The organism is Pseudomonas protegens, assembly GCF_003363755.1.
Lineage (GTDB): Bacteria > Pseudomonadota > Gammaproteobacteria > Pseudomonadales > Pseudomonadaceae > Aquipseudomonas > Aquipseudomonas danubii.
On record NZ_CP031396.1, the window covers coordinates 49,333 to 64,130 of the forward strand.

Sequence of the window (14,798 nt, forward strand, 5' to 3'; positions counted from 1 at the left end):
TTCCTGAAATCGAGAGTTTCTTATTCCGTTACAGCGGTTTCAGACCATCTCCAGGTGCTGTTTACGCCGGGGCGGAGTAAACACTTGATCCAGGGCTTGCAGGTCCTCGGGTTCCAGTTGCAGTTCACCGGCCTGGGCGTTGAGCCGCAGGTGCGCCGGGCGCACTGCCTTGGGAATCACCAGCACCTGGTCCTGGCGCAGCAACCAGGCCAGGGCCACCTGGGCTGAGGTAACCCCGTGGTTCCGGGCAATCTGCTGCAATACCGGTTCGGCCAGCAAGGCGCCACCCTGGCCGATCGGGCAATAGGCCATAAGCGGCATCCGTCGCTGTTGGCAGGCGGGCAACAGGTCGAACTCGATACCCCGCGACTCCAGGTTGTACAGCACTTGATTGGTGGCGCAGGCCGGTGCATCCAGTTCCTCCAGGTCAGCCACGTCGAAGTTGGAGACCCCCCAGCGGCGAATCTTGCCCGCTTCGCGCAGCCGTTCGAAGGCCTCGACGGTTTCCGCCAGCGGATACTGTCCGCGCCAGTGCAGCAGATACAGGTCGATGACCTCGGTACCCAGGCGTTGCAGGCTGCGTTCGCAGGCCAAAGGCAGGCCCTTGCGACTGGCATTGTGGGGATACACCTTGCTCACCAGGAACACCTGATCGCGGCGCCCGGCAATGGCCTGGCCGACCACCTCCTCGGCGCCGCCTTCGCCGTACATCTCCGCGGTGTCGATCAGGGTCATGCCCAGCTCGATTCCACTGCGCAGCGCGGCGATTTCCTGATCGCGCTGCCGGCGATCCTCACCCATGCGCCAAGTGCCCTGGCCAATGACCGGAACCTGAGTGTCCGCGAGCTCGAGCGTGCGCATGCTGCCTCCTGGGATCTGTAGCGAGTCGGATGGGGAGGGCACAGGGAAACAAAGCCTTGGGCGGTGGTCAAGGCCCGCCAAGCCCAGGGCGAGGGCGGAAATCATATATTCCTAAAAAGAATAAAATTCTAATTATTTATTCCTTTGAAGGCTTTGGCTAAAGGTGCATGTTTGTCACCAGCCGCTCAATTCCAGAGTCCGGTGCCAGCAGAGGAATTTTCAGCATGACCATTCAAGCGATCAACGTACGCAACCAGTTCAAAGGCGTGATCAAGGAGATCCACGAGGGCCAGGTGGTTTCGGAAATCGACGTGCAGACCGCTTCGGGCATTGTCACCTCGGTGATCACCACCCGCTCGGTGCGCGACCTGGAACTGAAGATCGGCAGTGAAGTGATCGCCTTCGTGAAGTCCACTGAAGTGTCCATCGCCAAGCTCTGAGACACGCACCTCGGACGTCATCAATTCACAGGGTAGTGAAACATGCCGCACTCGCTGGATATCACCGCGTTACCCGTGCTCGACCTGAGCCAGTTGGAGGGGCGCCCGGAGCAGCGCCAGGCCTTTCTCCAGAGCCTGCGCCAGGCGGCGCGGGATGTCGGGTTCTTCTACCTCACCGGGCATGGCATCGACAGTGACCTGCTGCGTCGGGTGCAGGATCAGGCCCGGGCCTTCTTTGCCTTGCCCGACGCCGACAAGGCGGCGGTGGGCATGATCCACTCGCCGCATTTTCGCGGCTACAACCGCGCGGCCTCGGAGATCACCCGAGGCCAGCCGGACCTGCGCGAGCAGTTCGACCTGGGTGCCGAACGCCAGGCCTTGCCGCTGGACCCGCAAAGTCCACCCTGGGCCCGCCTGCAAGGTCCCAATCAGTGGCCGGCACAGTTGCCGCACTTCAAGCCCCTGTTGTTGGAGTGGCAGCAGGCAATGACCGGCATGTCGCTGCGCCTGCTGCGAGGTTTTGCCCAGGCCCTGTCATTGCCGGAGCATGCTTTCGATCCCTTGTACGGCGAGCGGCCCAATGAACATATCAAGCTGATCCGCTATCCCGGCCACGCCCCGGGACAAAGCAACCAGGGCGTAGGCGCCCACAAGGATTCCGGATTCCTCAGCTTTTTGCTGCAGGACCAGCAGGCCGGTCTGCAGGTGGAAGTGCAAGAGGGCCGCTGGATCGACGCACTCCCCAGGGACAACACCCTGGTGGTAAATATCGGCGAGCTACTGGAACTGGCCACCCACGGCTACCTGCGGGCCACGGTGCACCGGGTGCTCTCGCCACCGGCGGACCGCGATCGCTTGTCGATTGCCTTTTTCCTCGGCGCCCAACTGGACGCCCGCGTGCCGCTGTACCCCTTGCCTGCAGCCCTGTTGCAGGAAGCCCGGGGCCCGGCCAGCGATCCGGACAATCCATTGTTTCGTGAAGTGGGCTGGAACTACCTCAAGGGCCGCCTGCGTTCCCACCCCGATGTCGCCCAGCGCTTCTACCCCGATGCCCTGGTCCCCAAGGCCCTGAGTGCCTGACCCCGATTCGCCGACCCAAGGACATAACCATGTTGAACAAGAACCTGTTTGCCCTGGCGCTGCTGGCCAGCCTGGGTCACCTCCTGCCGGCGGTTGCCGCACAGCCGTTGCGGGTCGCGGCAGACCCGGTACCCCACGCGCAGATCCTCGCTTATGTGCAGAAGCTCGACCCGCAACTGGCATTGCAGATCATCGAGATTCCCAACGGCGTGAACTCCAATGAGTTGTTGGCCCACGGCGATGTGGACGCCAACTACTTCCAGCACCTGCCTTATCTCAAGTCCCAGGAACAGGCCCTGGGCCAGCCGTTCGCGGTGGCCGCCAGCGTGCACATCGAACCCCTGGGCATCTACTCCCAGCGGCACAAGAGCTTCGATCAGGTACCACAGGGCGGCACAGTGGCGGTGCCCAACAATGTCACCAACCTGAGCCGCGCCCTGTACCTGTTGCAGAGTTACCAGCTGATCCGCCTCAAGCCCGGCTTCAGCGATCCGGCCCGTGACCAGGCCACCCCCAAGGACATCGCCGACAACCCCAGGCAGTTGAAGATTCTGGAAATCGAATCACCGCAGATTCCCCGGGCCCTGGAAGATGTCGACCTAGCGGTGATCAACGGCAACTACGCCCTGGAAGCGGGCCTGGTGCCAGCCAAGGATGCCCTGGGGCTGGAGCAGGCCGAACACAACCCCTACGCCAATATCCTGGTGACCACCCCCCAACTGCAGGACGACCCCCGCATTCGGCAGTTGGCCAAGGACCTGGGTTCTCCTGAAGTGGCCAAGTACATCACCGAGTCCTACAAGGGCTCGGTGATCCCGGTCGCGGGCCGCCAGCCATGATCCAGGTGGAGCAGGTCAGCAAGGTCTATGGCGAAGGCCAGCCGCCGGCCCTGGATCGGGTGTCACTGACGGTTCCCGACGGCGCGGTCTACGGCATTCTCGGCCGCAGCGGTGCCGGCAAGTCGACCCTGCTGCGTTGCCTGAACCTGCTGGAGCGCCCCAGCAGCGGGCGCATCCTGATCGATGGCCAGGACCTCGGCACGCTATCCGAAGGCCAGCTGCGCAGGCAGCGCCAGGGCATCGGCATGATCTTCCAGGGCTTCAACCTGCTGCATTCACGCACGGTGCAGGACAACGTCGCCGTGCCCCTGGAAATCGCCGGCCTGGGCAAACCGCAGCGACAAGCCCGGGTCCTGGAACTGTTGGATCTGGTGGGGCTGAGTGATAAGGCCCAGGCCTTTCCTTCCCAACTGTCCGGTGGCCAGAAGCAGCGGGTAGGCATTGCCCGAGCCCTGGCCGCCGGTCCCCGTTATCTGCTCTCGGATGAAGCCACCAGCGCCCTGGACCCGGAAACCACCGCCTCGATCCTGCAACTGCTGGCGCAAATCAACCGCGAGCTGGGGCTGACCATCGTGCTGATCACCCACGAATTGGAGGTGGTCAAATCCATCTGCAGCCATGCCGCTTCCCTGGCCCAGGGCCGGTTGCTGGAGTGCGGTGCGATTGCCCAATTGCTTGCGGACCCGCAATCGGCCCTGGGTCGCGCCTTGCTGCCGGGCTACAACCTGCCGTTCAACGGCAGCCAGCCCGAGGCCGAGCTGACATTTTTCGACAACCAGCGTGCCGCGCCGCTGCTTGCGCAACTGAGTCGCCAGCAGGGGCTGGAACTCAAGGTGCTGGCCGGCGGGGTCGAGTCGGTGGGCGGCCGGCGGGTAGGGCGCCTGCGCATCGCTGCCGCCGGTGCCGACCACGGAAAATTCCAGCAACTGCTGACGGCCCTGGCCCAGCGAGGCATCCGGAGTGAACGCCTGTGAACCGCACTATTGATTGGCAGGAACTGGCGCAACTGCTGATAAGCGCCACTGGCGAAACCCTGTACATGGTGCTCCTGGCCTCGCTGTTCACGGTGCTGATCGGCCTGCCTCTGGGCGTGCTGCTGTTCGTCAGCCGCAAGGGCGGCCTGCGCCCCATGCCGCGGATCAATCGCCTGCTGGGCACCCTGGTCAACCTGGGACGTTCCTTGCCCTTTGTGGTGCTACTGATCGCCTTGATTCCCCTGACCCGGCTGGTGGTAGGCACTACCCTGGGCAGCACCGCAGCGGTGGTGCCCATCACCATCGGTGCCTTTCCATTTTTTGCACGGATCGTCGAGAACGCCCTGGATGAGGTGGACAAGGGACGGATCGAAGCGATCCTGGCCATGGGTGGGCATATCGGCCATGTGATCTTCAAGGCGCTGCTGCCGGAGGCCTTGCCGGCACTGCTGGCGGGGCTGACCCTGACCCTGGTGATGCTGATCGGCTTCTCCTCCATGGCCGGGGTCATCGGCGGCGGAGGCCTGGGCGACCTGGCGATCCGCTACGGCTATCAGCGTTTCAACAACCAGATCATGGTGGCCACGGTGCTGGTCCTGGTGTTGCTGGTGCAGGGAGTACAGAGCGCCGGCGACAGGCTGGTGCGCTCCCTGGCGCACCGCCGTTAAACCCTGTGCGGTGCGACTCAGCGCCCTTCATGCTGCTTGCGATAGGCCCCGGGCTGCAGGCCCACGGCCTTGGTGAAGGCCCGGGTGAAGGCGGCGATGGATTGATAACCCACGCTCGCCGCCGCCTGTTCCACGGTCTGGTTGGCCTTGAGCAACTGGCAGGCATGGCGCATGCGCAGGGCCAGCAGCACCTGTCCCGGGGACTGCCCGGCCAGTTCATTGAAACGCTTGAAGAACGCCGAACGCGACAGCCCGGTCAGGGCCGCCATGCTTTCCAGGGGCCAGGGCTGGCCGGGCTGCTGGATCAACTGTTCCAGCAGCGGGGCGAATCCCGGGTGCCGAGCCAGGGCCACCAGGCCGCCAAGGTCCTGGTTGTCGCTGACCTGTTGGCGCAGCACATAGAGGAACAGCAGGTGGCTGAGGCGCTCCAGCAAGGCCGAGGACGGTGCCGGGGTGCGCTGGCACTCGTCGAGAATCAGTTGGAACAGTGCGCGGGCGGCGCTGAGGGACGGATCGCCGGCCCGCAGGATCAGCCAGCCCGGCAAGCCGTCGATGATCAGCGAAGACAATCCTGACTTGAAGTGGAAGAAGCCGCAGACCAGGCCCACGCCATCCTGGGCGCTGGAATCCAGGGCCGTCATGGCCATGCGCGGCAGTTGTTGCGCCACTGCGGACTGCTGGGCGCTGGACAGTCGATAGCCCAGGTCCTGTAGCAGAAACACCGCATCCCCGGCGTCCAGGCGCAGCGCCTCGGGCACGCCATCGATGTGCAGCCAGCAATGGCCCTGGACGATCAGGTGGAAACTGGCCCGGGCCAGCCCCTGGGTGCTGGCGTGCCAGCCACCGCAGTAACGCCCGACATGAAACAGGCTGGCATCCAGTTCCAGGCCTTCTAATAACCAATCAACCAAGGGGCTTGATGAAATCATCTAAGGGAAACACTCAGGAGCAAGTAATCGCTACTTTAGAATATGGATCGGAATTCTTATAACCAACAGACTTGACGCACACCTACATACCAGGAGTCCACTCCATGTCCCGCGTCACTCTACACACCTTGCACAGCGCCCCAGAAGCCGCCCGGCCATTTCTTGAAAATGCCCTGAAAAATTCCGGCTACATTCCCAACCTGCTGGGCATCCTGGCCAACGCCCCGGCCGCCCTGGAGACCTACGTCACGGTCTCGGGCCTCAACGCCAAGGCTGATCTGAGCCTGGCGGAGCGGGAGGTGGTGCAGTTGATCGCCGCCACCACCCATGGCTGCGATTTCTGTGTCGCAGGTCATACCGCGGTGGCCCTGAACAAGGCCAAACTCCCGGACCCGGTGGTCAGCGCCCTGCGTGAGCAGAGCAGCTTGCCTGAGGCCCGTCTGGAAGCCCTGGCGGCCTTCGCCCGGGAAGTGATCGCCACCCGGGGCAAGGTCAGCGACCAGGGCTATGCCCGGTTCAAGGCCGCAGGGTACAGCGAAGGCAACGCCCTGGAAGTGATCCTGGGCATCAGCCTGGCGACCCTGTGCAATTTTGCCAATGTGTTCGCCGGGACCGAACTGAACCCCGAGCTGGCCCAGTATCGCTGGTCGGCCCAAGGTCAATGATTCAAGGCGCCGGTTATCCAACGGCGCCCCCTTCAAGGAGAAAACCACATGCTCAGTGCGCACTTGAGTGAATGGCTGGATGCCCAGGCCCAGGCGCTGGACCAGGGTCACTGCGATCCTCAGCAGGTACTCGCTCGACTGGCCGGGGCCGACGTGCTGCGGGTCGGCATCGACCAGGAACTGGGAGGCAGCGGCGGCGACCTGACCGATGCCCTGGAAGTCATGGCCGCGGTGGCAAGTCACTCCCTGGCGGCCGCCTTCGTGTTCTGGGGCCAGCGGGCCTTTATCGAATACCTGCTGCACAGTCCCAACCAGGCGCTGCGCGAGCGCTTGCTGCCCTCGTTGCTCAGTGGCGAACTGGCCGGGGCCACCGGGCTGTCCAACGCCATGAAGTTCCTGTCCGGGATCGAGGCGCTGCAAGTCAAGGCGCGGGACCAGGGCCAGGGCTGGAGCCTCAACGGCCGCCTGCACTGGGTCACCAACCTGCGCAAGAGCGGTTTTGTGGTGGCGGCGGCCATCGAGCACGAGGAGGGCGGTGCGCCCTTTATCCTGGCGCTTCCCGATGCCTTGCCCGGGCTGCAGCGCTCCGACGACCTGCAACTGATGGGCCTGCAATCGAGCAACACCGCGGCCCTGGACTTGAGTCAGGTGCAGGTTCCGCGAGACTGGCTGCTGCACGAGGACGCCCGAGTCTTCCTGCCAGCCGTGCGCCCGGCCTTTCTCGGTCTGCAATGTGCCCTGGCCATCGGCCTGGCGCGCCGGGCTCTTAGCGAAGTGCAAAGCCATGTCCAGGGTGCCCGCTCGATTCTCATGGAGCCGTTGCACGAGCAGCGCCAGCACCTGGAACAGACCGTTGCCGAACTCAAGGAGGGTCTGCTCGACGGGCGTTTCCTGACCCAGCCCGCAGCGCTGTTCCGGGTGCGCATCGCCTTGGCCGAGGCCACTGCCAACGCCGTGCAACTGGAGTTGCAGGCCAGTGGGGGCAAGGCCTACCTGAATGAATTCGGCAGCGGCTTTGCCCGGCGCTGGCGCGAGTCGGCCTTTGTGCCCATCGTCACGCCAAGCCTGGTGCAATTGCGTGCCGAACTGCAGCGCCAGGCGCGTAACGCAGCATGAGCCCGTTGTTGAATGCGCAGAACATCAGCCTGGGCTATCCCGGGGCCGAGGGCTGGCACGTGGTGCTGGAAGACTTCGAGCTGCAACTGCAAGCCGGTGAGGTGGTGTCCATCCTCGGCCCCAGCGGTGTCGGCAAGTCCAGCCTGTTGCGGGTCCTGGCCGGCCTGCAGCAGCCCAACAAGGGGCAGGTCAGCCTGCTGGGAGAAGTGCTCAGCGGTCCCCATCCTCGGGTCGCGGTGGCCTTCCAGGACCCCAGCCTGTTGCCCTGGCTGACCCTGGAGCACAACGTCGCCTTCGGCCTGGATTTTGCCCGCCAGCCGCACTTGAGCCAGACGCAGCGTCAGGCCCGTATCGACCACGCCATCGCCGCCGTTGGCCTGGACCATGCCCGTCGACAGTACCCGGCCCAGCTCTCCGGCGGCATGGCCCAGCGCACCGCCCTGGCCCGCTGCCTGGCCCGGCAGCCGCAAGTCTTGCTGTTGGACGAACCCTTCGGCGCCCTGGACGAGGTGACCCGGGCCGACATGCAGCAACTGCTGCTCAAGGTGATCGGCCAGCACCGCACGGCCGCGCTGCTGATCACCCACGACATCGACGAAGCCCTGCTGTTGTCCGATCGGGTGCTGCTACTGGGTAACAGCCCGGCGCGCACCCTCGGCCAGTGGCACATCGACCTGCCGGCGCCCCGTGCCGAACGGATCGAGGAGCTGGGCGCCTTGCGTATCGAGATTCTCAAAACCCTTCGGCGGGCGAGCCGCAACCCCCTTAATTCCCCATTGCCTGCACCGTCGGAGATTGACCATGTGCCTGGACGACTTCACTCACACGCGTCGTGACTTCCTCAAACTCAGCGCGCTGCTGACCGCCGGCGGCGCCTTGCCGCTGCTCAACAGCCTGCACGCCCGCGCCGCCCAGGAGCCGGATGCGCCGGTACGCATCGGCTACCTGCCGATCACCGACGCCACGCCCTTGCTGGTGGCCCACAACAACGGCCTGTTCGAGGCCGAGGGCATCAAGGCCGAACGCCCGGTGCTGCTGCGCAGCTGGGCGCAGGTGATCGAGGCGTTCATTTCCGGGCAGGTCAATGTCATTCACCTGCTGTCGCCGATGACCGTCTGGGCCCGCTACGGCAGCCGGGTGCCGGCCAAGGTGGTGGCCTGGAACCATGTCGGCGGCTCCGGCCTGACCGTGGCCCCGGGCATTACCGAGATCAAGCAATTGGCGGGAAAGTCGGTGGCGATTCCGTTCTGGTACTCGATCCACAACGTGGTGGTGCAGCAACTGTTTCGCGACAACGGCCTGGTGCCGGTGAGCAAGGCCGCTGGCAGCGCCCTGGGGGCCAACGAGGTCAACCTGCTGGTGCTGCCGCCATCGGACATGCCGCCGGCCCTGGCCAGCCAGCGCATTGCCGGCTACATCGTCGCCGAGCCCTTCAACGCCCTGGCCGAAGAGCTCAAGGTGGGGCGGGTGCAGCGCTTTACCGGGGACGTCTGGCGCAATCACGCCTGCTGCGTGGTGTTCATGCATGAGCACGACCTGAACCAGCGCCCCGAGTGGTCGCAGAAAGTGGTCAACGCCATCGTCAAGGCTCAGCTCTGGACCCGGGATAACCGCGCGGAGGCTGCGCAGTTGCTGTCCAAGGACGGCAGCAATCGCTACACGCCCCATGCGCCCCAGGTCCTCAATCGAGTGCTGGCGCCGGCGGCCAGCGACCGCGAGGCCTACCTGGCCAGCGGTGCGATCCAGCACAGCCACTGGGACGAGTCGCGCATCGACTTCCAGCCGTATCCGTTTCCCAGTTACACCGAGGAACTGGTCAAGCGCCTCAAGGACACCCTGATCGAGGGCGACAAGGGCTTTCTCGCCAACCTCGACCCGGTGCACACCGCCCAGGACCTGGTGGACGATCGCTTTGTGCGCAACGCCATCGCCGCAGTGGGCGGGCTCAAGGCGTTCGGCCTGGCGGACAGCTTTGAACGCAGCGAGGAGTTTGGTCTTTGATGGGCAAGCAACCTTCCTCCCTGAGCCATTGGGTCCTGGGCCTGGCGGGGCTGCTGAGCCTGCTGCTGGGCTGGTGGCTGGGGGTGCACCTGCTGGGAGGCGGCAATGGCCTGGCGGCGCGTTTCTCCCCCGAGGCGACCTTCGCCAGCCTGGTGGAACTGCTGGGGCGCGGCGAGCTGTATGAGCATGTGCTGGTGAGCCTCAAGCGCATCTTGGTAGGGCTGCTCCTGGCCTTGCTGATCGGTGTGCCCCTGGGGCTGCTGGTGGGCAGCTACCGGCACCTGGAGGCGGCGACCACCCCGGCGTTCCAGTTCTTGCGGATGATCTCGCCGCTGTCCTGGATGCCCGTGGTGGTGATGCTGATGGGGGTAGGGGACCAACCGATCTACTTCCTCCTGGCGTTTGCCGCCCTGTGGCCGATCCTGCTCAACACCGCGGCCGGCGTGCGTCAACTGGACCCGCGCTGGCTGCAACTGAGCCGCAGCCTCAGCGCCACCCGCTGGGAAACCTTGCGCAAGGTGATCTTGCCCGGGGTGGTGGGGCATGTCCTGACCGGGGTGCGACTGTCCATCGGCATCCTCTGGATCGTCCTGGTGCCCTGCGAAATGCTCGGTGTCAGCGCCGGCCTGGGCTACTTCATCCTCGACACCCGGGACCGCCTGGCCTACTCGGAACTGATGGCCATGGTGCTGTTGATTGGCGTGCTGGGGTTTGCCCTCGACGCCCTGGCCCGTGGCCTGCACCGGCGCTGGTCCCATGCCTGATCCGGCTCCCTCTCCCGCAGGCGCCGGCTTGTCGGCGAACAGGTCATGGAGACAGTCGTGCGTGTCGCCACGCCTTCAAGCCGGGTCAGCGCTGCTCTGCTCCGGCTGAACCTGGGCCTGACGGGCCTCTTGCAGCAGGTTCACCCACTCCTCGGCAAAGCGGTGACAGTCTCCCGGCCAACGCGCGGTCAGCAGGTTGCGGTCGCGCACCACAAAGCCGCGCTCGGGGTGCTGCGCTGAATCCCGGCGCGGCAGCCAGGGCCCGGAAAGAAAATCCGCCGGGCTGGCCAGTACCTGCTTGATCTCGTGCTCGACGCTGTGGTCGTAGGTGCGGTAATAGCGCCCCAGCCACGGCGCGGTGACGATCCAGGCCGCCAGTTCCATGGGGCCTGCGAGCAGGGCGGTGACCTTGCGTCCGTAGAGCACCGAGCGCCCGCTGTCGGGGTCGATGCAGCGGGCCAGCGCGAGTGGGCCGTGACACACCGCGGCCACGGGTTTGTCGGCCTTGAAGAACGCCAGGATGATTCGCCTCACATCCGCGGACTCCAGCAGGCTGCGCATGCCCCGGGCATGCCCGCCCGGAATCAGCAGGCCCTCGAAGGCTTGCGGATCGACGTCGGCATAGTTCAGGGGGCTGAGAAACGCCGGGTCGCGGGTCATGCTGTGGTAGTGCTCAAGGTCGGCAGCGGGGGTCATCAACAGCGGATTGAGTGGGCCGAAGCCCAGGCTCACCAGGCGCGAGTCGGCGTAGGCCGGGAACCCCAGGGGCGTGGCGAATTGCGCGTCAAAGCCCGCGTCCCTGGCGGCCTGCCAGGGCAGGCTGCTTTCGGTGGGGTCGTAGTCGGCGTGGGGCAGCAGGATCAGGATCATGGCGCGCGCTCGCAGCACAAAGGGTGCGCTGCAGGTTAGCAGCCCCTGGCGTGCGTGCAGGCGCTCATGGCACGCCGCTGTTGCGGCGTGTCATGGCTGCCCACTTGGCCGGTCACTTGGCCGCCACGGCGGCGCGGGTGCGTTCGATCTCTTGCACCAGACCGTCGATGCGTTGCAGCTGCTCGCGGTTGTCGTGGTCCCAGGGATGGAAGCCCGGCTTGAAGAATTGCAGCCAGGGCAGGGCGATGCGCGGGAACACGCCCTTGGGACCGTAGAGGTACTTGATCACCTGCCACAGGCCGCGCCAGTGGCCACCGCGACGGCGGTCGGCGATGAGCATCCGCACATGGAAGTCGAACACCACCAGCCAGAAGGTCAGGGTGGTGAAGAGCATGGTCCCGGTGCGGATCAGGTAGCGCTTGGGCCCGGGCTTGAGCACGCTGTTAAAGACGTCGTAGGACACCGATTTGTGTTCGGTTTCCTCCAGGGCGTGCCACAGCCACATCTGCCGGTAGCCTTCCACCGAATCGCCGAAGCGGCTGGGGTCGCGCAGCAGCAGGTCGGCAAGGATCGCCGTGTAGTGTTCCAGGGCCACAGTGATGGCCAGGTTGAAGGCCGCAGGAAAGTGCTTTTTCTGGAAGTCGAGGATCATCCGCAGCCGCCGATCCAGCAAATGGGCCGGCAGCCCGGCGTCCTGCAGCAAGTCGTTGTAGCGCACGTGCTCGCGGCTGTGCATGGCTTCCTGGCCAATGAACCCCTGGATCTCGCGCTTGAGCTCGGGGTCGTGAATCTGCTCGCGGTAATGGCGCACGCTGTCCATGAAGAACAGCTCGCCGGCAGGAAACAGCAGGGACAGGGCATTGAAGAAGTGGCTCACGTGGCTGCCTTGTTCGTGCCAGTCGCAGGCACGTTCGGCAGGCAGTTCGACCTGGATGTCGCGGCGGATGGGCAGCATGGCTGGCGCTCCTCTAGACATGAAATGGGTACGCGGCGCTACAGGCCGCGCTCGTCCTGGGCCTCGTAGACTGCCGGCCGTTCCTGGCCCGGCTTGGGCGCCATGCGCCGGCTGATCCACACCACCAGGGCCTGATAGGCGCCGGGCAGCAGACGCACCAGCAGATCGAGGAAGTGCGCATCGCGGCCGATCAGCACCCGGCGCTTGTTTTTGCGCACCCCGTGCAGGATCACCTTGGCGGCGGTTTCGGCGCCGGTGATGAAGAGCTTTTCGAAGTCGTCCCGGGCCTGCTGTTCGTTGTCGATCAGGAAGCCCTTGACGTTGTCGCTGATGCGGCTGCTGCGGGCAATATCGGTACGGATGCCGCCCGGGTGCACGCAAGTGGCAGAGACGCCGTTGCCTTGCAGGTCCAGCTCCTGGCGCAGGGATTCGGTAAAGCCGCGTACGGCGAACTTGGTAGCGTTGTAGCCGCTCATGCCCGGTTGGGAGAACAGGCCGAAGACGCTGGAGGTGTTGATGATGTGGCCGTCGCCGGATTGCTTGAGGTAGGGCAGGAAGGCCTGGGTGCCGTGGACCACGCCCCAGAAATTGACGTCGACGATCCACTCCAGGTCCGCCAGGCTCGAACCTTCCACGGTGCTGGACAGGGCCACGCCGGCATTGTTGAAGATCAGGTTGATCTGCCCGTGTTCGGCGGCGCTGGCGGCGGCCCAGGCGAACATCGCTTGGCGGTCGCCGACGTCCAGTTCCTGGCTGCTGATGCGCAATGGCAGCAAGGTCGCGGCCCGGGCCTGGGTCACGGTCTGGGCCAGTCCCTGGGGGTTCTTGTCGGCCAGGGCCAGGTGGCAACCCTCGCGGGCCAGGGCAATGGCCAGGGCACGCCCCATGCCGGAGGCGGCGCCGGTGATGGCCGCGACTTTACCGTTAAAATTTTTCATCGATGGCGGCCTCTTGCAGGTTCAACGGGCGCGCTGCGGCCGGCGTGGCGGCAGTCCCGGGGTGGAGCAGGTGAGTGGTCAGGTAGTCCTGGAGCTGGAAGTGCTGCACGGTCTTCCTGAAGCTCCAGGTAGAGCCGGGCCAGAGGGTGGTGTTCTGGCCGCTGCGGGGGTCCAGGTACCAGCTGCGGCAACCGCCGGTGGACCAGATGGCCCCGGCCAGGCGCTGTTGCAGACGCTGGTTGTACTGGCTCTCGACCTGGGGCTTGACCTCCAGGCTGGCGATGCCGTCCAGGCGCATCCGTTCCAGGGCCTTGAGGATGTAGTCCACCTGAGCCTCGATCATCAGGATCATCGAGTTGTGCCCAAGACCGGTGTTGGGGCCGACGATCATGAACAAGTTGGGAAAGCCCGGCAGGCAGGTGCCGAGGTAGGCATGGGCGCCCCCGGACCAGGCGTCCATCAGGTCCTGGCCCCGACGGCCGAAGAGCAGGCCCTGGGGAATCGGGTCGGTGGCCTGGAAGCCGGTGCCGAAGATGATGCAGTCCACCGGGTGGCGGGTGCCGTCGGCGGTGATCACGGCATCGCTGTCGATGCGCTGGATGGCATCGCTGATGACCCCCACATTGCCTCGGGAGAGGGCTGGGTAGTAGTCGTTGGAAATCAGGATGCGCTTGCAGCCGATGGTGTAGTCGGGCGTCAGGCGTTGGCGCAGGAGCGGATCGGCGACTTGCTTGCGCAGGTGCCGCAGGGCCACGCGCTGTACCACTCTCATCAGTTTCGGCCTGCGGGCGAAGGCGATCACCCGGCTTTCCAGGGCCCAGTACAGCGCCGAGCGCACCAGCCGCTGGGTGAAGGGCAGGTGCTTGAAGGCCCAGCGTTCCGCCGCGCTGAGCGGGCGGTCGGGCTTGGGCATGATCCACGGCGGGGTGCGCTGGAACAGCTTGAGCTGCGCCACCCGGGGAGCGATTTTCGGGACGAACTGAATGGCACTGGCACCCGTGCCTATCACCGCCACGCGCTTGCCTTGCAGGGAGTAGCGATGGTCCCACTGCTGGGAGTGAAAGCGCTTGCCGGTGAAGGTGTCCAGGCCGGGAATCTGCGGGATCGCCGGACGCGAAAGGCCGCCCATGCCGGACACCAGCACCCGCGCGCTGACCTTGCGGCCATTGCCGAACCTCAGTTGCCAGCGCTCTGAAACCTCATCGAAGACCGCCTGCTCCAGGCCCATGTTGAAGTGCAGAAAGGGCGCCAGGGCGAAGTCCCTGGCGCAGTTCTCCAGGTACTCGCGGATTTCCGCCTGGGGCGCGAACTGCCGGGTCCAGTTCGGGTTGGGCGCAAAGGAAAAGGAGTAAACGTGGGATTGCACGTCGCAGGCGCAGCCGGGGTAGTGATTGTCGCGCCAGGTGCCCCCCAGGGACGCGGCTTGTTCGGCGACCAGGAAGTCTTGCAGCCCGGCTTGCTTGAGCTTGATCGCCATGCACAGCCCGGCGAAGCCGGCGCCGATGATGGCGATGTCAACGGCCTCAGGGTCGTTGGGTGGCGAGTACGCATTCATGGTGTGTACCTCGATTGTGGTGATGCTTGGGGTGACTTTCGTCGGTGAGTGAAACCTCAGGATTGCACAATTTAAAATAATGTTTTAAAAAATAATTTAAATAAATCGCCTGAAAAAGTCACCTACGCCATTCGCTTGTGGAT

The 14,798-nt window shown here is 65.0% G+C and carries 16 protein-coding genes; 10 read left to right on the top strand and 6 right to left on the bottom strand.

Annotation, left to right across the window (positions count from 1 at the left end; genetic code table 11):
- Nucleotides 1–39: 39 nt before the first annotated feature.
- Complete coding sequence (locus DWF74_RS00180; protein WP_115579986.1) at nt 40–861, bottom strand: aldo/keto reductase; 822 nt, start codon at nt 859–861, stop codon at nt 40–42.
- A 224-nt stretch (nt 862–1,085) separates the two neighbouring features.
- On the opposite strand from DWF74_RS00180, the gene DWF74_RS00185 reads away from it, so the two are divergent.
- From DWF74_RS00185 to DWF74_RS00205, 5 genes are read left to right on the top strand one after another with little or no spacing between them, the layout of a single operon-like run.
- Nucleotides 1,086–1,301, top strand: a complete 216-nt coding sequence (locus tag DWF74_RS00185; RefSeq protein WP_102865121.1) for a TOBE domain-containing protein — start codon at nt 1,086–1,088, stop codon at nt 1,299–1,301.
- A 42-nt stretch (nt 1,302–1,343) separates the two neighbouring features.
- Entirely contained in the window at nt 1,344–2,381 is a 1,038-nt protein-coding gene (locus tag DWF74_RS00190; protein ID WP_115579987.1) for an isopenicillin N synthase family dioxygenase, read from the top strand.
- Between the two features lie 29 nt (nt 2,382–2,410).
- Entirely contained in the window at nt 2,411–3,220 is an 810-nt protein-coding gene (locus DWF74_RS00195; protein WP_102865119.1) for a MetQ/NlpA family ABC transporter substrate-binding protein, read from the top strand.
- Nucleotides 3,217–4,194: a methionine ABC transporter ATP-binding protein gene (locus tag DWF74_RS00200; RefSeq protein WP_115579988.1), complete on the top strand. Its 978-nt coding sequence runs from the start codon at nt 3,217–3,219 to the stop codon at nt 4,192–4,194. Before DWF74_RS00195 ends, DWF74_RS00200 begins: the two co-directional genes overlap by 4 nt.
- The gene (locus tag DWF74_RS00205; RefSeq protein WP_115579989.1) at nt 4,191–4,862 is read left to right on the top strand and encodes a methionine ABC transporter permease; all 672 of its coding nucleotides are present in this window, start codon (nt 4,191–4,193) and stop codon (nt 4,860–4,862) included. The genes DWF74_RS00200 and DWF74_RS00205 overlap by 4 nt, the downstream gene beginning before the upstream one ends.
- 17 nt (nt 4,863–4,879) lie before the next feature.
- Here the strand turns inward: DWF74_RS00205 and DWF74_RS00210 are convergent, their stop codons facing one another.
- Entirely contained in the window at nt 4,880–5,791 is a 912-nt protein-coding gene (locus DWF74_RS00210) for an AraC family transcriptional regulator (RefSeq protein ID WP_102865116.1), read from the bottom strand.
- A 104-nt stretch (nt 5,792–5,895) separates the two neighbouring features.
- On the opposite strand from DWF74_RS00210, the gene DWF74_RS00215 reads away from it, so the two are divergent.
- Genes DWF74_RS00215 through DWF74_RS00235 form a run of 5 tightly spaced genes read left to right on the top strand, consistent with a single transcriptional unit; the run spans nt 5,896 to nt 10,337 of the window.
- Nucleotides 5,896–6,456, top strand: coding sequence for a carboxymuconolactone decarboxylase family protein (locus DWF74_RS00215; RefSeq protein ID WP_102865115.1), 561 nt, complete (start codon nt 5,896–5,898; stop codon nt 6,454–6,456).
- A 48-nt stretch (nt 6,457–6,504) separates the two neighbouring features.
- A complete protein-coding gene (locus DWF74_RS00220; protein WP_115579990.1) occupies nt 6,505–7,572 on the top strand; it encodes an acyl-CoA dehydrogenase family protein in 1,068 nt (355 codons plus the stop codon).
- Nucleotides 7,569–8,408, top strand: coding sequence for an ABC transporter ATP-binding protein (locus DWF74_RS00225; protein ID WP_115579991.1), 840 nt, complete (start codon nt 7,569–7,571; stop codon nt 8,406–8,408). The genes DWF74_RS00220 and DWF74_RS00225 overlap by 4 nt, the downstream gene beginning before the upstream one ends.
- Nucleotides 8,374–9,573, top strand: coding sequence for an ABC transporter substrate-binding protein (locus tag DWF74_RS00230; protein WP_115579992.1), 1,200 nt, complete (start codon nt 8,374–8,376; stop codon nt 9,571–9,573). Before DWF74_RS00225 ends, DWF74_RS00230 begins: the two co-directional genes overlap by 35 nt.
- Nucleotides 9,573–10,337 (top strand): ABC transporter permease, encoded by a 765-nt coding sequence (locus tag DWF74_RS00235; RefSeq protein WP_102865111.1) that lies wholly within the window; start codon nt 9,573–9,575, stop codon nt 10,335–10,337. Before DWF74_RS00230 ends, DWF74_RS00235 begins: the two co-directional genes overlap by 1 nt.
- A 75-nt stretch (nt 10,338–10,412) precedes the next feature.
- Here the strand turns inward: DWF74_RS00235 and DWF74_RS00240 are convergent, their stop codons facing one another.
- The 4 genes from DWF74_RS00240 to DWF74_RS00255 all read right to left on the bottom strand — a co-directional run bounded on the left by DWF74_RS00240 (nt 10,413) and on the right by DWF74_RS00255 (nt 14,655).
- A complete protein-coding gene (locus DWF74_RS00240) occupies nt 10,413–11,207 on the bottom strand; it encodes a type 1 glutamine amidotransferase domain-containing protein (protein WP_115579993.1) in 795 nt (264 codons plus the stop codon).
- A gap of 112 nt (nt 11,208–11,319) precedes the next feature.
- Nucleotides 11,320–12,162: a metal-dependent hydrolase gene (locus DWF74_RS00245; RefSeq protein WP_102865109.1), complete on the bottom strand. Its 843-nt coding sequence runs from the start codon at nt 12,160–12,162 to the stop codon at nt 11,320–11,322.
- A gap of 38 nt (nt 12,163–12,200) precedes the next feature.
- On the bottom strand, nt 12,201–13,100 hold the full coding sequence (locus DWF74_RS00250; protein ID WP_102865108.1) for an SDR family NAD(P)-dependent oxidoreductase: 900 nt from the start codon (nt 13,098–13,100) through the stop codon (nt 12,201–12,203).
- Nucleotides 13,087–14,655, bottom strand: coding sequence for a flavin-containing monooxygenase (locus tag DWF74_RS00255; RefSeq protein WP_115579994.1), 1,569 nt, complete (start codon nt 14,653–14,655; stop codon nt 13,087–13,089). The genes DWF74_RS00250 and DWF74_RS00255 overlap by 14 nt, the downstream gene beginning before the upstream one ends.
- Between the last annotated feature and the right edge of the window lie 143 nt (nt 14,656–14,798).